This window comes from Floccifex porci, assembly GCF_009696175.1.
Classification (GTDB): domain Bacteria; phylum Bacillota_I; class Bacilli_A; order Erysipelotrichales; family Erysipelotrichaceae; genus Floccifex; species Floccifex porci.
On the sequence record NZ_VUMM01000001.1, the window covers coordinates 164,529 to 184,464 of the forward strand.

A 19,936-nucleotide genomic window follows, 5' to 3' on the forward strand; every position below is an offset into this window, starting at 1 on the left:
AACAGAATGGAAGAGAATAAAAATTTTGAAATAACTCCTGATTTATTTGAACGTCTGGATGATTCAGATAAAAATGCAGAAAAAATTGCTTATGAAAGTAAAACTTATTTTCAGGATGCATGGTCAAGATTTAAACAGAATAAGCTGGCCTTAGCGGGTCTGTGTTTTCTGGCCATTATGGTTGTCTGCTGTATCGTAATTCCAATGGTTTCACCATATTCTTATGATGCACAGAATATGGCCGTTGCCAGTCAGAATCCTACATTAGCTCATCCAATGGGAACTGACCGATTTGGTCGTGATATTCTGGTACGTGTAATGTGTGGTGGGCGTATTTCTTTGAGCGTTGGTGTAATTGCTGCCCTTATCGCATTGGTAGTTGGAGTTATTTACGGTGGTATTTCTGGTTATGTTGGTGGAAAAGTGGATATGGTCATGATGCGTATTGTTGACTGTATGTATTCCATTCCGGATACTTTATATGTAATTTTAATTGTTGTTGTATTTGAACCAAGTATGTTCTCAATTTTGCTGGGTATTTCTATTTCTAGCTGGATGGGAATGTCCCGACAGGTTCGTGCTCAGGTATTAACTTTAAAAGAGCAGGAATTCTCACTGGCGGCTTTTGTATTAGGTGCCAGTCCAAAGAGAATTTTATTTAAGCATTTAATCATAAATTCAATGGGACCTATCATTGTTCAGTTTACTATGCTGGTACCAGCGGCAATCTTCTCTGAAGCAACATTGGGATATTTAGGAATTGGATTAAGTGTTCCTCAGGCTTCCTGGGGTACATTGGCTAACGATGCTAAAGGTTTAGTAGCGACACGTCCTCTTGAATGTATGTGGCCTATTTTAGCCATTTGTTTGACTATGTTAGCATTGAATTTTATTGGTGATGGACTAGGGGATGCCTTAGATCCTAAAAAGAAATAGGAGGTTTTGAATTATGGCTATGTTAGAAGTAAATCATTTATCCACTGAATTCAAAACGGAAAACGGAGCGGTAAAAGCGGTTCGTGATGTTTCTTTTAAAGTTGAAAAAGGTGAAGTATTGGGTATTGTAGGTGAATCTGGTTCTGGTAAGAGTCAAACGATGTTTTCCATTATGGGTCTGTTAAGTGGTAATGGTGAAGTTACAGAAGGAGACATAAAAATTGATGGTAAAGATATTTCTCCTAAAAATTACAGTCCAAAGGATTATGAAAGTTTAATGTCTTCCATTCGTGGAAATGACATGGCTATGATTTTCCAGGATCCAATGACATTTTTAAATCCAGTATTAAAAATTGGTACGCAATTAATCGAACCTATTTTAAATCATAATGATGTTTCAAAACAGGAAGCGGAAGCTCGTGCTATTGAATTGATGAGAAAAGTAGGAATTCCTTCCCCAGAAACTCGTTTAAATCAATATCCATTTGAATTTTCAGGTGGTATGAGACAACGTATTATTATTGCGATTGCCTTAGCATGCAATCCTAAAATCATTATTGCCGATGAACCAACAACGGCTCTGGATGTTACCATTCAGGCACAGGTTTTGGATCTGATTGCACATTTAAAAGATGAAATTGATTCCGGTATTATTATGATTACACATGACTTAGGTGTTGTTGCCAGTATCTGTGATCGTATTAATATTATGTATGGTGGTAAGGTTGTAGAAAGTGGAACAGCTGATGAAATTTTTTACGATCCAAAACATCCATATACAATTGGATTGTTGTCTTGTATTTCAAATCCAGAAGAAAAAGAAAAGAAAGAGCTGCATCCAATCCCTGGATCTCCTCCTGATTTGTTAAATATAGAAAATTATTGCCCATTTGCGGATCGTTGCGAAAAAGCAATGAAAATCTGCAAAATGAGAATGCCAGAAGAAAAACAATATTCTAACACACATACTTGTTCCTGCTGGTTGTCTCATCCACTTGCACAAGGGAAGGGAGAATAATTATGCCAAAACCAATATTAGAAATTAAAGATTTAAAAGTATATTTTGGAGGTGGAGGTTTTATTAAAAAAGCTCCTCTTGTAAAAGCCGTTGACGGATTAAATTTAACCGTTTACGAAAATGAAACTTTTGGTCTTGTTGGGGAATCTGGATGTGGAAAGTCTACAACAGGACGTGCAATTGTAAAAATCAATAAAATTACTGATGGTCATATTTATTATAATGGGGTGGATATTGATACGATTAAAGGTGATCAGTTGAAACAGTTTAAACAGGATGTTCAAATGATCTTCCAGGATCCATATGCTTCATTAAATCCACGTATGACTGTAGGAGAAATTATACGTGAACCAATGGATATTCATAACATTGGTACAAAAGAAGAAAGAGAAGCTCGTGTTCGTGAGCTATTAGAAATAGTTGGATTGAAACCGGATCATATCCGTAGATATCCACATGAGTTCTCTGGAGGACAAAGACAACGTATAGGAATTGCCCGTACATTGGCTTTAAATCCTAAATTTATTGTTTGCGACGAACCAATCTCGGCTCTTGATGTTTCCATTCAGGCACAGGTTATTAACTTATTAGAGGAACTTCAAAAAGAGATGGGAATTTCTTATCTATTCATTGCTCACGATTTAAGTATGGTTAAACATATTTCAGATCGAATCGGGGTAATGTATTTAGGAAATTTAGTCGAAGTTGGGGATGCAGAACTTCTTTATCGTCAACCTATGCATCCTTATACACAAGCGTTGTTATCATCTGTTCCTATTCCAGATCCAAAAACAGCGCGTGAAAGACAAAGAATCGTTCTTGAAGGAGAACTTCCGAGTCCAATTAATCCACCTTCAGGATGCGTATTTAGAACACGTTGTCCTAAAGTGATGGATCGATGTGCATCTGAAAAACCTGCTATGAGAAAAGTAGGAGATCGTCAGGTAGCATGTCATTTATTTGACGAGTAAAAAAGGAGAAAAGAAAATGAAAAAAGTATTAACTGGTGCAGTTAGTTTTGCGATGGCTGCAACAATGTTAGCTGGTTGTGGGGGTTCAGATTCTGGTTCTGATACTCTACGTGTAGGTGTTGGTGGGGATATCAATACATTAGACCCTGCAAAAGTAGATGCTTCTATCGATGCCAATATCTTAAATTCAATGTATGATGGATTGTATAAATTGGATAAAAATGGGAATACAGTTCCTGTATTAGCTGAAGATTTACCAGAAGTAAGTGAAGATGGATTAACTTATACAATCAAATTTACAGAAGATGCAAAATGGTCTGATGGTGAAGACTTAACAGCGGATGATTTCATCTACGCTTGGAAACGTGCGTCTGCATTAGGTACTGCAAATGCTTACTATTCAATGTTTATCACTAAATACATCGCAGGTGCCATCGATGGTTCTACAGATCCAGATGCGTTCAACAAAATGACTGATTTTGGTGCGGTAGCATTAGATGACCACACAATTCAAATCACATTAAAAGAAAAAGTTCCTTACTTTACATCTGTATTAGTAAGTAATGTTTTCTATCCTGTACGTGAAGATGTTGTTGGTGAAAATCCACTAGATGATTCTTGGGCTAAAGGTACAGATTATCCTGTAGATGGTGCATTTACTGCTACTTCTGTTGATTATGCAGCTGGTGTAACATTAACTAAGAATGAAAATTACTATTTAGTAGATGAAATAAAATTAAATTCTATTGAATACACAGTTATGTCTGATCAGGATTCTGAAGTTTCTGCTTTCCAATCAGATCAATTGGATTTTGCGACTTCTTGTAACCCTGAAACAATTTATGCATCTGATGAATTAAAAGAACAAGTTTATATCATCGATCCATTTGTATGTAACTACTATATTTTATTAAACTGCGGAAATGAAAATGATGAATCTACTGAAGGATTAAAAGCATTAAAAGATGCAGATATCCGTCATGCGATTTCATGGGCTATTAACCGTGACGAAGTAGCACAAGCTTCTGGATACGGTGAAGCTGCTTATCCTTTATATGGATATGTTCCAAGTGGTATTCCAGGTGCAACTGGTGACTTCCGTGAAGAAACTGGTGACGAAACTAAATACGATTTAGACGCTGCTAAGAAGATTATGGAAGACAAAGGTTATAGTGCAGATAACATGTTAACAATTGAATACAAATACAATGACACAGCTATGCACAAAAACATTGCCCAAGTATTACAGGCTAACTTAAAAGAAATCTACATTAATTTGAAATGTACTTCTACAGAAAAATCTACATTCTTTGATGCTCGTGACAAAGGTGATGGAGAAATGTTCCGTCATGCTATGACAGCTGACTACTTCGATCCAATGACTTACTTAGAAATGTTATATGGTAAAGATACAGCTGGTAACTTAACAGACGATGCAACTTATGAAGGTATGATTGATGCTGCCAATGCGGAAGCTGATCCAGCTAAACGTTTGGAAAAATTAGGTGAAGCTGAAAGATATTTAGTTGAAGATCAGGCTTATATCGTACCATTAATTGGTTACTCTGAACCTTACTTAAAGAAGAGCAACTTAAAAGGAATTGTTTCTTCTCCTGAAGGACATTACGATTTATCTCGTGCTTATTTTGAATAAGTATTAAACAAATGAATAGGAATTAAGCTACTTTAGTGATACCATTAAGGTAGCTTTTTATATAGGGAGGTATTTATGAAAATTCGTTCTCTAAAAGAACAATATGAGATTCAGTCTAAATGTTTAAAAGAAAGATTGGATATTCTTTTACCTGAAGTGATGTTTAATTCTCAGGCAGATATGTGGATCATCGCATGTAAAGAATACAATGAAGATCCTTTATTCAGAGCTTTAACGCCACCAGATTATCCAACAGCTAGACGAATTACTATGTTTGTATTTGTAAAAGAAGAGGATTATATTCATCGTTATTCTTTAAGTATGCCAGATGAAAGTTTAGAATTATATTATGAACCATATTATAAACATGGAAAAGAAACTCAGATGGATGCTTTAAATCGATTATTAAAAAAATATGATCCTGAAAAGATTGCAATCAATACATCTATGAATTTTAGTTTTAATGATGGTTTATCTATGGGAATTTATACGATGTTCCTTGAAAATTTATCTGAGAAATGGCTGGATCGTATGATTTGTGATGATTTTTTAGCAATTAAATTAATGGAATTAAGAACGCCTACGGAAATGCAGATGATGCCTGAAATTATGGAAGTTGCGCATTCGATTATGGAAGAAATGTATACAACAAATACGATTCATCCTGGTGTTACAACATGTGATGATCTGGTATGGTTTATGAAAGAAAAAGTTAATCAGTATGGATTGGAATACTGGTTTGAACCGACTATGGACCTTCAAAGAGAAAATGGAACATCCACTCGTATGGAACATTGTGTTATTGAAAAAGGGGATCTGTTACATTGTGATTTTGGGATTCGTTATATGAATATGTGCACGGATACGCAAAGATTGGCCTATGTAGCAAAAGATAATGAAGAAAGCATTCCAGAAAAACTAAAACTGGGAATGAAAGTGGGAAATCGTTTTCAGGATATTGTATTAGAAAATCTAAAACCAGGAAGAACTGGAAATGAAGTTTTTACAGCATCTTTAAAACAGGCAATAGAAGAAAATATTCAGGCTGTTTTATATTCTCATCCTTGCAACATGTATGGACATGGTCCAGGGCCTACAATCGGTTTATATTCTCAACAGGAAGAAATTCCAGTAAAAGGAGATGTAGAAGTATCCAATAATACATGTTATGCACTGGAATTGAATGTAACTGTGGATTCTATTGTATATTATTTAGAAGAAACGATATCTGTAACGGATAAAGGAGCCCGTTTCTTATATAAAAATAGAGACCAGATAACACTCATTAAATAGACCTATCGAACACGATAGGTCTTTATTATAGTTTCAATTTTTTCTGGTTCTGGATCAATATATATTGTTTTATAGCTTTTCATTGTCACAAAACCAATTTTGGAACCAGGTACTTTTTTCAATTGAGATACAGTACAATAGTCTACAGGGACACTGCTGGATTCTTTTCCTTTAGAAAAATATGCTGACAGATTTGCACATAAACGAATATTTTCTTCATTATATTCTTCACTTTTCAATAAAACATGACTTCCGTGATAATCTTTTACATGAAACCATAAATCCTGCTTATGTGCCAATCGATGTGTAATGTAGTTGTTCTGAATATTGTTTTTTCCTGCATAAATATCATAATTGTCAAATTTAAGATGAAGTATATTTGGTTTATTCTTTTTCTTCTTTTTAATATTTTTTGGTTTTAAAATTTTCTGCTGAGTCAGTTCTTCTCGAATTTCCATCGCATCTTCTATACTACAGTGCATCAGCTGTTCTTCCAATTGTGTAAAATAGTCAATTTCCTTTTTGCAGTTTTCAATTTGCTGCTTTAAAACAATCTGGCTGCGTTTCATCTTATGATATTTCTGATAATATTTGTTCGCATTTTCCTTTAAATCATAACGCATATCGATAGGAATCTTAACATCTGTTCCATCTGTAAAAGAAGGAAGTATAACGACTTTTTCTTTTTCAATTTCATTCATATAACAGAATAATAAATCTCCATATTCCTGATATTTCTGATAATTAAAAGATTCTTCTAAACTTTTATTTAATTTAGGAAGTTTACGAATGTTTTTATTTTTCTCTTTCTGTACAGCTTTAAATACATCTCCACATTGTTCTTTTAAGCGTATTTTCGTTTCATCTTCTTTATACAAGATAGATAAACCATTCATTAATGGAAATTTTCTATAGGGTTTATGAAGATGTTTACACTCAATACAATGAAAGTCGGATTCATATACATATAAAGAATCAGATTGTAATAAATCCTTTATAATCGATCCATAATCTTCATGAAGCTGATTAATACGATATTGAAATTCATTGGATAATAATGGTGAAAATCCATAAACCTGTTTAACAAGCGACTGTTCAAAATCAATTGAAACAGGATGAAGCGGATCCTGTTTTACTCCAGGATCTGGAAGGGAATAGATTGCACCAGGGTGAATCAGACGTTTTGAATTTTCGTATACTGGAATACGTTTTAAAGCATCTATAATTCGATTTTCTTTTACTAATAAAATATTTGCATATTTTCCCATCAATTCGATATATAATTTATGTTTTACCAGATCCTGAAATTCATTATATGATGTAATAGTTAAACAAAGGATACGATCGTAATCAATCTGTTCAATTGATTCTATCGTTCCCTGTGATATATTCTTACGAAGAACCATTACAAAATTACTTGGACTATTTAGAGTTGTAGTTATGGATTCCGTAATATAAATACGATTTGTATTCGAATGTACATTTATAACAAGTTTCTGATTTCCATATTCAGGATTATGAAGATGAATCTGTATTTCTTCTTCACTAATATTCTGTATTTTACCTATTTTACAGGGTACCATATTTTTTAATTGATTTGTAATTGTATGAAGCAATAATCCATCTAGAGCCATTTTAAACCCTCCTGGCAGACATTATAACATTAATCATTGTTTTATAAAAATCTTTGATTATTATTATTTGAAATTGTATAATAATAAGAAAAGGAGAGTTATATGAAACGTGGTTTATTGATTATTATCAGTGGTCCAAGTGGTGTTGGAAAAGGAACGGTTCGTAAATATTTTGAAGCCAATAAAGATTTAAATCTTGCGTATTCTACTTCTATGACAACACGTAAGCCTCGTGAAGGGGAAATTGATGGAAAAGATTATTTCTTTGTAACTCGAGAACAATTTATACAATCCATTCAAAAAGGCGAATTATTGGAATATGCTGAATTTGTTGGGAATTATTATGGAACTCCTTTAAAAGAGGTCAATCGATTACGAGATGAAGGTAAAAATGTTTTATTGGAAATCGAAGTACAGGGAGCAAAACAGGTACAGGAAAAATGTCCAGATGCGATTAGTATTTTTATTATTCCTCCTTCAATGGAAGAACTGGAAAATCGGATTCGTGGACGTAAATCGGAACCAGAAGAAATTGTACAGCAAAGACTGGCTAAAGCTGAAAAGGAATTAAAATTGGTTAACCAGTATAAATATATTGTTTGTAACGATGATCCTAAATTAGCGGCGGACTTAATTCAAACAATTATTTATCGTAATATAGAAATTGAAGAAAATAAATGATTTATAGTTTTATACTTGAATTATGATGTAAATTATGATAAATTTTTATCGATAGAAAAAAAGGAGTGGGTAAAACCACTCCTTAATTTTGGAAAAGGAGAAAAATATGGATCATTTAAAAGAATGGATTGAACCTTTATTGGCAGAAAATGGTTGTAGTCTATATGAAATTGAATGGTTAACAAATCAGAATCCACCTTTATTAAGAATATCAATTGAAAAAATAAATGGTACAGTGGATTTAGATGCCTGTGCACTTTGTTCAGATGTAATTTCCACTATGTTAGATGAAAAAGACTGGTACCAGAATGAATATATGCTGGAAGTTTGTTCACCTGGGGCAGAAAAAGAATTAAAGAATGATGAACAGATCCAGAATGCGATTGGAAGTTATGTTCATGTAAAATTTAAAAATCCTAAAAATGGTTTAGATTGTGTGACAGGGGATTTACTGGAAGCGGATGAAAGTTCGGTCACTATTTCTTATAAAGAAAAAACCAGAAATAAAAAAATTGTAGTTGATAAAGAAAATATAGAATTCATTATGACAGCAGTAAAAATATAAGGAGAAGAAAATGAAGCAAGAAATGAGTTTAGCAGCTGCTTTAACAGGTGTTGAAACAGGACGTAAATTACCGAAAGAAGTAGTAGAAGAAGCTTTAAAAGAAGCAATGCAGAAAGCTTATCGTAAGCAGATCAATATTCAGGATGCTTATGTAAGAGTGGAAATTGTAAATGGAGAAATTGAAATCTATCATGAAAGAATTGTTGTAGAAGAAGTTTATGATGATGAATTGGAAATTTCTTTAGAAGACGCTCGTAAATTAAATCCTAATGCTCAAATTGATGACATGATTGGAGAAAAAGTTGATTTTTCTGGATTTGATCGAGCAGCCGTTGTTCTGGCTAAGAATGTTATGAAACAAAAAATTCGTGAAGCTGAAAAACAACTGGTATATGAAGAATATTGTGACAAAATCGATGAAATGGTTTTGGGTACAATTGAAACTGTTGAAGAAAAATTTATTATTGTCAATATTGGTAAAACTTTAGCTATGATGAAACGTTCACAGGCTATGCCCAATGAGACTTATAAAGAAGGTCAGAAAATTCTGGTAATCATTAAAGAAGTAAACAAGGACACAAAAGGGGCTCAAGTTCTAGTATCGAGAGGAACTTCTGTTTTAGTCAGACGTTTATTTGAAAAAGAAGTACCAGAAATTTATAACGGAACCATTGAAATAAAAGCCATTGCCCGTGATCCAGGTGAAAGATGTAAAATTGCAGTTTATTCTCATAATGAAAATATTGATCCAATTGGTGCATGTATTGGTCCTAGAGGAGCTCGTGTACAGGCCATTATCAATGAGCTGCATGGTGAAAAAATTGATATCTTTGAATGGTCAGACAATGTTACTGATTTAATTTCAAATGCGTTAAGTCCAAGTGAAGCCGTTGCGGTTGTTCCAAATGATCGTGTGAAAGATGGTTTAATCGTTGTTGTACCAGATAATCAATTATCTTTGGCAATTGGTAAAAGAGGGAAAAATGCTCGTTTAGCCGTTAAATTAACAAATCAGAAAATTGATATCAAATCGGAATCTGAAATGAAGGAAGCGGGTATTGATTATATGAGTATTTCTGCTCAGATGCAAAAAGAATATGAAGAAAAGAAAGCAAAAGAAAGAGCTTATAAACAGCAACAGAAGATAGATGAATTAAAAGTTGCAAAAGAAGATACTATGGATGTCATTGATGAAATTGATTTTACATATGATGAACCAGATGTATTGGATGAATCAGATTTCCATGATGAAGATACTTTATTTGCTTTAGAACAAGAGCAGAAAATGAATGAGATGGAAGAAGCTGCACGCATTGCAAAAGAATTAAGAAAAGAAAAAGCTTCTATTGGAAACAAAGAATATGTTTCTAAATTTGAAGAATTTGCAGATGCTTCCAATAAAAATGAAGTGGAACCAGCTCCAAAGAAAAAACAGGAAGAAAAAGAAGAAATCGTTATTAAAAAACCAAAATTTGAACAGATTCAGCCTATTTATACAGAAGAAGAACTTCTTGAAATGGAAGAAGAGTATGATGATGAGGATGAAGAAAACAAATGGGATGAAGATATTGATTATGAGCAATACGATGAATATTACGATTAGGAGCATTTATGAGAAAAATTCCAATGAGAAAATGTGTTGTAACACAGGAAAGATATCCTAAAAAAGAATTGATTCGTGTGGTTCGAACACCTGAAAACGAAATTGTTGTCGATATAACAGGAAAAAAGAATGGCCATGGTGCTTATTTAAAATTAAGTAAAGAAATTGTAACGCTGGCTCAAAAAAATCATGCACTGAATCGTGCTTTAGAATGTGACATCCCAGATGATATTTATTCACAGTTAATGGAGCTATGCAGTGAATAAAATTGTAAATTATTGTCAGCTTGCACTTCGTTGTGGAAAGACGAGTACAGGAAGTGATCTGATTCCTTCTATACAGAATCAGAAAGCAAAACTTGTCGTATATTCAAGTGCATGTGGTTTAAATCGAAAAAAGAAACTGAAAGATAAATGTGCATACTATAAAATTGAATGCATCGAATTAAATGAATTGTTTTTCAATCAGATTACGCAAAAAAATATTCAGTCTTTAGCAATTACAGATCAGAAATTTGCGGAAATGATTATGAATATAGAGAAAGGATAGGTGATTGTATGGCTCAGCAACAAAACAGAAACAACAAAAAGAAGTTTAAAGGAAAGCCACAAAAAAACAATCGAGTATCTAATGCAGTAAAACGCGAAGAAGTAAAAAAGATTACATACAGTGATACTCTTACAGTTGGACAATTAGCAGAATTAATGCATAAAAAAAGTTCAGACATCATCAAATTTTTATTTATGATGGGAAATATGTCTACTATAAACACCGTTTTATCCGATGAAGATATTGAAATTATATGTTTAGAATTTGGTATTGAAGTCGAAAAAGAAATTGTGATTGAAGAAGACAACATTGAAGAACAAATTGAATCTATGCATGAAGATGAATCCAAGATGGTATCACGTCCACCAATTATTACCATTATGGGTCATGTTGACCATGGTAAAACGACTTTGCTGGATACTATTCGTAAAACCAATGTCACAAGTGGTGAATTTGGAGGAATTACCCAGCATATAGGAGCTTATCAGGTTAGTGTTAAAGGGAAAAAAGTTACTTTTCTGGATACACCAGGACATGAAGCTTTTACCGCTATGCGTGCTCGAGGAGCTCAGATTACTGATATCGTTATTATTGTTGTAGCAGCAGACGATGGAGTTATGCCTCAAACAAAAGAAGCCATTGACCATGCCAAAGCAGCTGGAGTTCCAATTGTAGTAGCGGTAAATAAAATTGATAAACCAGGAGCCAATATTGATCGTATTAATTCTGAAATGGCTGAAAATGGTGTAATGCCTGAAGAATGGGGTGGAGAAACGATTTTTGTTCCTATTTCAGCAAAAACGGGAGAAGGAGTTTCTGATTTACTGGAAACAGTATTGCTGGTTGCAGAAATGCAGGAATTAAAAGCCAATCCAGATCAACTGGCAAGTGGTACTGTTGTTGAAGCAAAACTGGATAAAGGAAGAGGTCCGGTTGCAACTTTGCTGGTTCAAAGAGGTACATTAAAAGCAGGAGACAGTATCGTTGTTGGTACATGTTATGGACGTATTCGTAAATTAACAAATGACCGTGGTATGGAAATTAAGGCGGCTAAACCAAGTATGCCAGTTGAAATTATCGGATTGAATGATGTTCCTAGAGCTGGAGATGTATTCATGGCTTACGATACATATAAAAAAGCACAGGAAATTGCATCTCATCGATTAGAAAAACAGATATTAAAAGAAAGAAATCAGACAAGTGCAATGTCTTTAGAAGATTTAGCACGTAAAATTGATCAGGGAGAAATGCAGGAAATCAATATTCTGATCAAAGCTGACGTACAGGGAAGTGCGGAAGCTTTAAAAGCTTCTATTGAAAAACTAGAAGTGGGAAATGTTCGTGTCAGTGTTATTCGTTCAACAGTTGGAACGATTACAGAATCTGATATTATGCTGGCTACAGCTTCCAATGCGATCATTTACGGATTTAACATTCGTCCAAATGCTGCAATTCGTAAAAAAGCAGAAGAAGAAGGGGTTGAAATTCGTTTACACAACATTATCTACAAAGCCTTAGAAGAATTAGAATCTGCTATGAAAGGTCTGCTGGCACCTGTTTATGAAGAAGTTGTAATTGGACAGGCGGAAGTAAGACAAACATATAAAGTATCAAAAGTTGGTACGGTAGCTGGATGTATGATTACATATGGTATTGCCAAACGTGACAGTAAGATTCGTTTAATTCGTGATGGTATTGTTGTTTATACCGGACAATTGGGTTCTTTAAGACGTTTTGAAAATGATGTAAAAGAAGTCAATACTGGATTTGAATGTGGTATGACGATTGCGAATTTTAATGATATTAAAATTGATGATATCATTGAAATGTATGAAGATCAGGAAGTTTAATTATGTCAGTAAAACAAGAACGTTTAGATATGATCCTGCATCGGGAAATATCAAATATTTTACAGTTTGATTTAAAAGATCCTAAATTAGGATTTGTAACGGTTACAGATGTACAATGTACAAAAGATTTAAGTGTTGCTAAAGTATATGTTACATTTTTAGGAAAACAGGAAAGAAACGATGCAGGAATGCGTATTTTACAGAAGTCAAAAGGATATATCCGTTCAACTTTAGCTAAACGAATTAAAATACGTAAAATGCCAGATTTAATATTTATTCAGGATACTAGTTTAGAAAAAGGAAATAAAATTGAATCTATATTAAAAAATATGAATGGAAAAGGGGAATAACCCCTTTTTTTGTTATAGACAGGAATTAAAAAATTCGATTATACCTTGAACAACTTCATTTTTAATTTCTTTATAATTATGAATTTCATGACGATATCCAGAATATAATTTTGTCTGAACATTATGACCTGTATCAATTAATAAATTTGATGTTTCATAAACACCCTGACCACTTAATTCATTTCCACATTTTGAAATAAAATCTCTGGCAATGAAAGATCCCATACTGTGGCCAAATAAGAAATAAGGAAGATCTGGATATTTTTCTTTTGTGATCTTCAAAAGGGAATATTCATCCTCCATCATAGTATGGATACCAGAATAACCCCAGTCACCCCACATATGTAAATAACTGCGGGAATGTTCACCAAAACCATGAATAATATGAATAATTCCTTTTGGTTTACTTGCAGGAACATAAATCCATCCATACACAGTATCTCGTTTATTATAAGATAAAAATTGATTTTCATGTAATATAAGCTACACCTCATTTTTACTTTATTGTATAAATGGGTTTATGAAATTACAATAAAAAAAAGGATGCAACTGCATCCTTAAACTTAGAAATTAATCGCGTTCTACGATAGTAGCGCAACCCATTCCTCCACCGATACATAATGTAGCTAAACCACGTTTTGCATCGCGTTTCTGCATTTCATGTAACAATGTTACAAGAATACGACAACCGCTTGCTCCAACTGGATGTCCTAATGCAATGGCTCCACCATTAACATTAACTTTTGACATGTCAAAGTTTAAATCACGAGCAACGGCAATGGATTGAGCAGCGAAAGCTTCGTTTGCTTCAACTAAGTCGATATCATCAATTGTATATCCTGTACGAGCAAATACTTTTTTGCAGGCAGCAACAGGTCCAACACCCATGATTTCTGGTTCAACTCCACCTAATGCACCAGCAACCCATGTTGCCATTGGTTTAACACCCAATTCTCTTGCTTTTTCTTCAGACATTACAACTATAGCAGCAGCTCCATCATTGATACCAGAAGCATTACCAGCAGTAATTAATCCGCCAGCTTTTCCTGAGCAGCATTTTAATTTAGCTAATGTTTCAACTGTAGTACCAGGACGAGGTCCTTCATCTTTATTGAATTCTACAATCTGTTTTTTAACTTTTACTGGAACTGGAACGATTTCATCGTCAAATTTACCAGCATTGATAGCAGCTTCGCATTTTTGTTGTGAATCAGCAGAGAATTGATCCAGTTCTTCACGAGTGATTCCATATTTATCACAAACATTTTCAGCTGTAATCATCATATGATAATTATTGAAAGCATCTGTTAATGCATCATTAACCATTGTATCAATGATTGTAGCATTGTTCATACGATATCCAAAACGTGCTTTTGTCATTGCATATGGTGCCATTGACATGTTTTCCATACCACCAGCAACTACGATATCAGCCTGACCAGCTAAGATCATTGTAGCAGCTTCATTAACACATTTTAAACCAGATCCACAAACTACATTTAATGTCACTGCAGGTACTTCAATAGGTAAACCGGCTTTAATAGAAGCTTGACGAGCTACGTTCTGACCTTGTGCTGCCTGAATAACACATCCCATTAAGACTTCATCTACTTGTTCAGGTTTAACACCAGCACGATTCAACGCTTCTTTAATTACAATTGCTCCTAATTCTGGGGCAGGTGTATTGCTTAATGCTCCACCCATTTTACCAATAGCCGTACGACATGCACCGGCTAAGACTACTTTTTTTGTCATGTTATATAATCCCTCCGTATTATCTACCACCTAAGGGTAACACACGAAAAATAGAAAATCAATGATAAAATAATTTTTTCACAAGTTAGTAATCATTTGAAATTATTTGTTTGTCAATTCACAATTGAATTGACACTAACAAAATTAGGAGTAGAATATAAATGAGTGAAAATCGTGAAAGATTTCACATGAGCTGATGAAGTCGTTTAATTCAAATCAGGAAAGGAGAACTTCATTTATGGATTTTACTTTATCTAAGCAACAGAAACTGGTACAGCAGATGTATCAGGAGTTTGCTCAAAACGAAGTAAAACCTCTTGCGAAAAAAGTAGATGCAGAGGAATACTTCCCAAAAGAAACAGTTGAAAAAATGGCTAAATTAGGAATGATGGGTATCTATTTTCCTAAAGAAGTAGGGGGAGCTGGAGCTGATGTTCTTTCTTATGTAATGGCCGTAGAAGAAATGAGTAAGGTATGTGGTACTACAGGAGTTATCTTATCTGCTCATACAAGTTTATGTGCTGCTCCAATCTATGAAAATGGAACACCTGAACAAAAGGCTAAATATCTGCCTAAATTATGTTCTGGTGAATGGTTAGGAGCTTTTGGTTTAACAGAACCAGGTGCTGGTACAGATGCACAAGGACAGCAGACAACAGCGGTTGACTGTGGGGATCACTGGTTATTGAATGGATCCAAAATCTTTATCACAAATGCTGGTTATGCAGATGTATTTATTATTATTGCTATTACTGGTACCGTTACAGATAAACGTGGTCGTAAATCAAAAGAAATTTCTGCATTTATTGTAGAAAGAAATTTCCCTGGATTCTCTGTTGGTAAACCGGAAGAAAAAATGGGTATTCGTGGATCTTCAACATGCGAATTGATCATGGAAGATTGTATCGTACCTAAAGAAAACTTATTAGGTAAAAAAGGAAGAGGATTCCAATTGGCAATGGCTACATTAGACGGTGGTCGTATTGGAATTGCTGCTCAGGCATTAGGTATTGCTGAGGGTGCCTTAGATGAAACTATAGCCTATGTAAAAGAACGTAAACAGTTTGGTCGTTCCATTGCTGCATTCCAGAATACACAATTTGAATTGGCTGAAATGAAAGCAAGAGTAGATGCTGCCAAATATTTGGTTTATAAAGCTGCATTAAAGAAACAGGAAGCAATGGATGGCGCAAAAGTTCGCTATAGTGTAGAAGCAGCTGAAGCAAAATTAATCGCATCTAGAACAGCCAGTGATGTAACTCGTCGTTGTTTACAATTGTTTGGTGGTTATGGATACACTCGTGACTATCCAATTGAAAGAATGATGCGTGATGCGAAAATCACTGAAATCTATGAAGGAACAAGTGAAGTACAGATGATGGTAATCTCTGGTGCTTTATTGAAATAGGAGGGGCAAAGAATGAAAGCTATCGTTTGTGTTAAACAAGTACCTGATACTTCAGGAAAAGTTGCCGTTAAAGAAAATGGACAATTAGATCGTGCATCTATGGCAACCATTACAAACCCTGATGATTTAGCCGCTTTAGAAGCCGCTTTAAGATTAAAAGATGCAACAGGATGTGAAGTTGTTGCTGTATCAATGGGTCCTTTTACAGCAGAATCTATGTTACGTGAATGTATTGCACGTGGTGCAGATCGTGCCGTTTTGATTTCTGGACGTGAATTTGGTGGATCCGATACATTTGCGACATCTCAGATCATTGCAGCTGGTATTAATAAAATTGGTGTTGGACCAGAAGATGTTGTATTCTGTGGACGTCAGGCTATTGATGGGGATACAGCTCAGGTAGGTCCTCAAATTGCAGAAAAATTAGGTCTTCCACAAGTGACTTATGCTGCAGAAATTGAAAAAGATGGAAATTCTTTAATTGTAAAACGTCTATTAGAAGATGGATATATGAAAATTAAAGTACAGACTCCATGTTTGATCACTTGTGTCAAAGAATTAAATGAACCTCGTTATATGAGCGTTCCTGGAATTTTCTCATGTTTTGATTCTGAAATCGAAGTTTTAGATTATCCTGCATTACAGGACGATCCTCTAATTGAAGTAGACACAATTGGATTAAAGGGATCCCCTACAAATGTATTTAAATCTTTCACTCCTCCTCAAAAAGGAGCTGGAACAATGTTAGCTGGAGATGATGTTGCAAATCAATTGGCTACAATTCTGGCTAAAAAACATTTGATTTAGAAAAAAGGAGAATGAAAATGGCAGATTTTAGCGAATATAAAAATGTTTGGGTTTTCTGTGAACAACGTCAGGGAGAATTACAGACAACAGATTTTGAACTTGTTTCTGAAGCAACTAAACTGGCATCTGAATTAGGATGTAAAGTTGTTGGTCTTTTATTAGGAGACAATGTAAAAGGTTTGGCAAATGAAATTGCTGGATATGGAGCAGATGAAGTTGTTGTATGTGAAAGCCCATTATTAAAAGATTATACAACAGATGCTTATGCAAAAGTTTTATGTGATATGGTTAATGAATTTAAACCAGAAGTATTATTAATTGGAGCTACTAACATTGGACGTGATTTAGCACCAAGAATTGCAGCTCGTTTACATACAGGTTTAACAGCAGATGCCACTCACTTAGATATCGATACAAAAGGATATGTAGAATATTTACGCGAATCCAGTACAATTGATGTAGATAATACTACATTTGACTGGGAAGATCGTAACTTGAAGATGACTCGTCCTGCATTTGGTGGACATTTGATGGCTACAATTATTTGTCCTCGTTTCCGTCCACAAATCTCTACAGTTCGTCCAGGTGTTATGAAAAAAGCTGCATTTGATTCAGCAAAAGCACAGGCTGTTAAAGTCATTGAACCAGCTTTTGAATTAAGTGCGGATGATATTAAAACAGAAGTATTAAGCATTGAAAAGGCAGCTAATAAACTGGTTGACTTAATCGGTGCTGACATTATCGTTTCAGTTGGACGTGGAATTGGTAAAGATGTTGAAAAAGGAATTGCCTTAGCACAGGAATTAGCAGATGTTTTAGGTGGTGGAGTAGTTGGTGCTTCTCGTGCCGTTACAGATGCTGGATGGTTAGATGCTGCTCATCAGGTTGGACAGACTGGAAAAACAGTTCATCCAAAAATCTATGTAGCTTTAGGTATTTCTGGAGCAATTCAGCATACAGCTGGTATGCAGGATTCAGAATGCATCATCGCAATCAATAAAAATGAAACTGCACCTATTTTTGGTGTAGCAGATTATGGAATCGTTGGGGATTTATTTAAAGTGGTTCCACAATTAATTGAAGAAATCAAGAAAGCAAAAGTTGCTTAACAGGAGGGTTAAAATGAAAGTCGGTGTAATTGGCGCTGGAACAATGGGGCAAGGAATTGCCAAAGCGTTTGCTCAGGTAGAAGGATATACAGTTGCTTTATGTGATATTAAACAGGAATGGGCTGAAAATGGAAAAGCTAAAATTGAAAAAGGTTATGCTCGTCTTGTATCAAAAGGAAAATTAACACAGGAAAAAGTAGATGCAATCTTAGCTTCAATTGAACCAGGTTTAAAAGAAAATTTATGTGCAGACTGTGATTTAATTGTAGAAGCTGCATTTGAAAATATGGAAGTAAAACAGAATACTTTCCGTGAATTGGATGCGATTTGTAAAGAAGGATGTATTTTTGCATCCAACACTTCTTCATTATCTATTACTGAAATTGGTAAAGGTGTAAATCGTCCAGTTGTGGGGATGCATTTCTTCAATCCTGCAGATCGTATGAAACTGATCGAAGTGATTGCTGGAGTGAATACACCAGCTGAAGTTGTAGAACGCATCAAAGAAATTTCTGTAGAAATTGGAAAATCTCCAGTACAGGTAAACGAAGCTGCCGGATTTGTTGTTAACCGTATTTTAATTCCAATGATCAATGAAGCTGCTTTCATTAAAATGGAAGGTGTTTCTAATATTGCAGGAATTGATACAGCTATGAAATTAGGGGCTAATCATCCAATGGGACCATTAGAATTAGGTGACTATATTGGTTTGGATATCTGTTTAGCTATTATGGATGTTTTATATAAAGAAACTGGAGACAGCAAATATCGTGCTTGTCCATTGATTCGTAAAATGGTTCGTGGTGGAAACTTAGGTGTTAAATCTGGAAAAGGATTCTATGTATACAATGCCGATCGTACAAAAACACCAGTTGATGAACTATAAAATGGAGATTGATTATGGAATTTATTACATATGAAACAGAAGGGTATGTAGGTACAATTACAATCAATCGTCCACGTGCCTTAAACGCATTGAATTCTCAGGTATTAGAAGAATTGGATGCCACTTTAGATGCTGTAAATTTAGATGAAATCCGTTGTCTGATTTTAACAGGAGCAGGAGAAAAATCTTTTGTTGCTGGTGCTGATATTGGAGAAATGTCAACTTTAACAAAAGCCCAAGGAGAAGCTTTTGGAAAAAAAGGAAATGATGTTTTCCGTAAACTGGAAACATTCCCAATTCCTGTTATTGCAGCCGTTAATGGTTTTGCTTTAGGTGGAGGATGTGAAATCGCAATGAGTTGTGATATTCGTATCTGTTCTGAAAATGCTGTATTCGGTCAACCTGAAACAGGTTTAGGTATTACACCAGGATTTGGTGGAACACAGCGTTTAGCTCGTGTAGTACCAGTTGGTATTGCTAAACAAATGATTTATTCAGCTCGTAATATCAAAGCCGATGAAGCTTATCGTATTGGTTTAGTAAATGCAGTTTATCCATTGGAAGAATTGATTCCTGCTGCTCAAAAATTAGCTGGAACGATTGCAAAAAATGCTCCAATTGCTGTACGTAACTGTAAAAAAGCAATTAATGATGGTCTTCAGGTAAATATGGATGAAGCTATCGTTATTGAAGAAAAATTATTTGGTGACTGTTTTGAAACAGAAGATCAAAAAGCTGGTATGGCAAACTTTTTAGAAAAAGATAAATCTAAAAAATTAAAAGTCGTTCCTTTCCAAAATAAATAATGAATTGATTAAGTCCTTTAATAAAGGGCTTTTTCTTTTGGTCTATTAATGTTAAAATAAA

General features: G+C 34.5%; 20 protein-coding genes. 17 read left to right on the forward strand and 3 right to left on the reverse strand.

Features of this window, described 5'->3' with window-relative positions; all coding sequences use genetic code 11:
* Nucleotides 1-6 precede the first annotated feature (6 nt).
* The 5 genes from FYJ50_RS00750 to FYJ50_RS00770 all read left to right on the forward strand — a co-directional run bounded on the left by FYJ50_RS00750 (nucleotide 7) and on the right by FYJ50_RS00770 (nucleotide 5,872).
* On the forward strand, nucleotides 7-936 hold the full coding sequence (locus tag FYJ50_RS00750) for an ABC transporter permease (protein WP_154459130.1): 930 nt from the start codon (nucleotides 7-9) through the stop codon (nucleotides 934-936).
* Between the two features lie 13 nt (nucleotides 937-949).
* Nucleotides 950-1,954: an ABC transporter ATP-binding protein gene (locus FYJ50_RS00755; RefSeq protein ID WP_154459131.1), complete on the forward strand. Its 1,005-nt coding sequence runs from the start codon at nucleotides 950-952 to the stop codon at nucleotides 1,952-1,954.
* A gap of 2 nt (nucleotides 1,955-1,956) precedes the next feature.
* Nucleotides 1,957-2,925: an ABC transporter ATP-binding protein gene (locus FYJ50_RS00760; protein WP_154459132.1), complete on the forward strand. Its 969-nt coding sequence runs from the start codon at nucleotides 1,957-1,959 to the stop codon at nucleotides 2,923-2,925.
* Between the two features lie 16 nt (nucleotides 2,926-2,941).
* Nucleotides 2,942-4,579, forward strand: a complete 1,638-nt coding sequence (locus FYJ50_RS00765; protein WP_154459133.1) for a peptide ABC transporter substrate-binding protein — start codon at nucleotides 2,942-2,944, stop codon at nucleotides 4,577-4,579.
* Nucleotides 4,580-4,654: 75 nt separating this feature from the next.
* Entirely contained in the window at nucleotides 4,655-5,872 is a 1,218-nt protein-coding gene (locus FYJ50_RS00770; RefSeq protein ID WP_154459134.1) for a M24 family metallopeptidase, read from the forward strand.
* 2 nt (nucleotides 5,873-5,874) lie between these two features.
* On the opposite strand, the gene FYJ50_RS00775 is transcribed toward FYJ50_RS00770, so the two are convergent.
* Entirely contained in the window at nucleotides 5,875-7,506 is a 1,632-nt protein-coding gene (locus tag FYJ50_RS00775; protein WP_154459135.1) for an Rqc2 family fibronectin-binding protein, read from the reverse strand.
* A gap of 102 nt (nucleotides 7,507-7,608) precedes the next feature.
* Here FYJ50_RS00775 and gmk point away from each other — a divergent pair, with 102 nt between their 5' ends.
* From gmk to rbfA, 7 genes are all read left to right on the forward strand, one after another.
* Complete coding sequence (gene gmk, locus FYJ50_RS00780) at nucleotides 7,609-8,187, forward strand: guanylate kinase (protein ID WP_154459136.1); 579 nt, start codon at nucleotides 7,609-7,611, stop codon at nucleotides 8,185-8,187.
* Between the two features lie 106 nt (nucleotides 8,188-8,293).
* A complete protein-coding gene (locus FYJ50_RS00785; protein WP_154459137.1) occupies nucleotides 8,294-8,752 on the forward strand; it encodes a ribosome maturation factor RimP in 459 nt (152 codons plus the stop codon).
* 10 nt (nucleotides 8,753-8,762) lie between these two features.
* Entirely contained in the window at nucleotides 8,763-10,355 is a 1,593-nt protein-coding gene (nusA, locus tag FYJ50_RS00790; RefSeq protein WP_235900894.1) for a transcription termination factor NusA, read from the forward strand.
* 8 nt (nucleotides 10,356-10,363) lie between these two features.
* A complete protein-coding gene (rnpM, locus tag FYJ50_RS00795; RefSeq protein ID WP_154459138.1) occupies nucleotides 10,364-10,621 on the forward strand; it encodes an RNase P modulator RnpM in 258 nt (85 codons plus the stop codon).
* Nucleotides 10,614-10,904 carry a L7Ae/L30e/S12e/Gadd45 family ribosomal protein gene (locus FYJ50_RS00800; RefSeq protein ID WP_154459139.1) on the forward strand — a complete coding sequence of 97 codons (291 nt, stop codon included), beginning with the start codon at nucleotides 10,614-10,616 and terminating at the stop codon, nucleotides 10,902-10,904. Before rnpM ends, FYJ50_RS00800 begins: the two co-directional genes overlap by 8 nt.
* Before the next feature lie 8 nt (nucleotides 10,905-10,912).
* Nucleotides 10,913-12,754, forward strand: a complete 1,842-nt coding sequence (infB, locus tag FYJ50_RS00805; RefSeq protein ID WP_154459140.1) for a translation initiation factor IF-2 — start codon at nucleotides 10,913-10,915, stop codon at nucleotides 12,752-12,754.
* 2 nt (nucleotides 12,755-12,756) lie between these two features.
* Entirely contained in the window at nucleotides 12,757-13,104 is a 348-nt protein-coding gene (rbfA, locus tag FYJ50_RS00810) for a 30S ribosome-binding factor RbfA (protein ID WP_154459141.1), read from the forward strand.
* A 12-nt stretch (nucleotides 13,105-13,116) separates the two neighbouring features.
* Here the strand turns inward: rbfA and FYJ50_RS10605 are convergent, their stop codons facing one another.
* Together FYJ50_RS10605 and FYJ50_RS00820 are read right to left on the reverse strand one after the other, a co-directional pair.
* Nucleotides 13,117-13,539: an alpha/beta hydrolase gene (locus FYJ50_RS10605; RefSeq protein WP_338082975.1), complete on the reverse strand. Its 423-nt coding sequence runs from the start codon at nucleotides 13,537-13,539 to the stop codon at nucleotides 13,117-13,119.
* Nucleotides 13,540-13,674: 135 nt separating this feature from the next.
* Nucleotides 13,675-14,859 (reverse strand): acetyl-CoA C-acetyltransferase, encoded by a 1,185-nt coding sequence (locus tag FYJ50_RS00820; RefSeq protein WP_154459142.1) that lies wholly within the window; start codon nucleotides 14,857-14,859, stop codon nucleotides 13,675-13,677.
* Between the two features lie 238 nt (nucleotides 14,860-15,097).
* On the opposite strand from FYJ50_RS00820, the gene FYJ50_RS00825 reads away from it, so the two are divergent.
* The 5 genes from FYJ50_RS00825 to FYJ50_RS00845 are packed head-to-tail and all read left to right on the forward strand — an operon-like array spanning nucleotide 15,098 to nucleotide 19,875.
* Nucleotides 15,098-16,267 (forward strand): acyl-CoA dehydrogenase, encoded by a 1,170-nt coding sequence (locus tag FYJ50_RS00825; RefSeq protein ID WP_154459143.1) that lies wholly within the window; start codon nucleotides 15,098-15,100, stop codon nucleotides 16,265-16,267.
* A gap of 12 nt (nucleotides 16,268-16,279) precedes the next feature.
* Nucleotides 16,280-17,074 (forward strand): electron transfer flavoprotein subunit beta/FixA family protein, encoded by a 795-nt coding sequence (locus tag FYJ50_RS00830; RefSeq protein WP_154459144.1) that lies wholly within the window; start codon nucleotides 16,280-16,282, stop codon nucleotides 17,072-17,074.
* Nucleotides 17,075-17,091: 17 nt separating this feature from the next.
* Nucleotides 17,092-18,183, forward strand: a complete 1,092-nt coding sequence (gene acrA / locus FYJ50_RS00835; protein ID WP_154459145.1) for an acryloyl-CoA reductase electron transfer subunit beta — start codon at nucleotides 17,092-17,094, stop codon at nucleotides 18,181-18,183.
* A 13-nt stretch (nucleotides 18,184-18,196) separates the two neighbouring features.
* Nucleotides 18,197-19,069 carry a 3-hydroxyacyl-CoA dehydrogenase family protein gene (locus FYJ50_RS00840; RefSeq protein WP_154459146.1) on the forward strand — a complete coding sequence of 291 codons (873 nt, stop codon included), beginning with the start codon at nucleotides 18,197-18,199 and terminating at the stop codon, nucleotides 19,067-19,069.
* A 14-nt stretch (nucleotides 19,070-19,083) separates the two neighbouring features.
* On the forward strand, nucleotides 19,084-19,875 hold the full coding sequence (locus FYJ50_RS00845; RefSeq protein WP_154459147.1) for an enoyl-CoA hydratase-related protein: 792 nt from the start codon (nucleotides 19,084-19,086) through the stop codon (nucleotides 19,873-19,875).
* Nucleotides 19,876-19,936: the final 61 nt, after the last annotated feature.

What these genes read in the sequence shown, in the direction of transcription:
- FYJ50_RS00830 (WP_154459144.1), top strand. Translation starts at nt 16,280, where the DNA reads ATGAAAGCTATCGTTTGTGTTAAACAAGTACCTGATACTTCAGGAAAA.
- FYJ50_RS00765 (WP_154459133.1), top strand. Translation starts at nt 2,942, where the DNA reads ATGAAAAAAGTATTAACTGGTGCAGTTAGTTTTGCGATGGCTGCAACA.
- gmk (WP_154459136.1), top strand. Translation starts at nt 7,609, where the DNA reads ATGAAACGTGGTTTATTGATTATTATCAGTGGTCCAAGTGGTGTTGGA.
- FYJ50_RS00785 (WP_154459137.1), top strand. Translation starts at nt 8,294, where the DNA reads ATGGATCATTTAAAAGAATGGATTGAACCTTTATTGGCAGAAAATGGT.
- FYJ50_RS00845 (WP_154459147.1), top strand. Translation starts at nt 19,084, where the DNA reads ATGGAATTTATTACATATGAAACAGAAGGGTATGTAGGTACAATTACA.
- FYJ50_RS00770 (WP_154459134.1), top strand. Translation starts at nt 4,655, where the DNA reads ATGAAAATTCGTTCTCTAAAAGAACAATATGAGATTCAGTCTAAATGT.
- infB (WP_154459140.1), top strand. Translation starts at nt 10,913, where the DNA reads ATGGCTCAGCAACAAAACAGAAACAACAAAAAGAAGTTTAAAGGAAAG.
- rnpM (WP_154459138.1), top strand. Translation starts at nt 10,364, where the DNA reads ATGAGAAAAATTCCAATGAGAAAATGTGTTGTAACACAGGAAAGATAT.
- FYJ50_RS00840 (WP_154459146.1), top strand. Translation starts at nt 18,197, where the DNA reads ATGAAAGTCGGTGTAATTGGCGCTGGAACAATGGGGCAAGGAATTGCC.
- acrA (WP_154459145.1), top strand. Translation starts at nt 17,092, where the DNA reads ATGGCAGATTTTAGCGAATATAAAAATGTTTGGGTTTTCTGTGAACAA.
- FYJ50_RS00825 (WP_154459143.1), top strand. Translation starts at nt 15,098, where the DNA reads ATGGATTTTACTTTATCTAAGCAACAGAAACTGGTACAGCAGATGTAT.
- nusA (WP_235900894.1), top strand. Translation starts at nt 8,763, where the DNA reads ATGAAGCAAGAAATGAGTTTAGCAGCTGCTTTAACAGGTGTTGAAACA.
- FYJ50_RS00755 (WP_154459131.1), top strand. Translation starts at nt 950, where the DNA reads ATGGCTATGTTAGAAGTAAATCATTTATCCACTGAATTCAAAACGGAA.
- FYJ50_RS00820 (WP_154459142.1), bottom strand. Translation starts at nt 14,859, where the DNA reads ATGACAAAAAAAGTAGTCTTAGCCGGTGCATGTCGTACGGCTATTGGT.
- FYJ50_RS00750 (WP_154459130.1), top strand. Translation starts at nt 7, where the DNA reads ATGGAAGAGAATAAAAATTTTGAAATAACTCCTGATTTATTTGAACGT.
- rbfA (WP_154459141.1), top strand. Translation starts at nt 12,757, where the DNA reads ATGTCAGTAAAACAAGAACGTTTAGATATGATCCTGCATCGGGAAATA.
- FYJ50_RS00760 (WP_154459132.1), top strand. Translation starts at nt 1,957, where the DNA reads ATGCCAAAACCAATATTAGAAATTAAAGATTTAAAAGTATATTTTGGA.
- FYJ50_RS00775 (WP_154459135.1), bottom strand. Translation starts at nt 7,506, where the DNA reads ATGGCTCTAGATGGATTATTGCTTCATACAATTACAAATCAATTAAAA.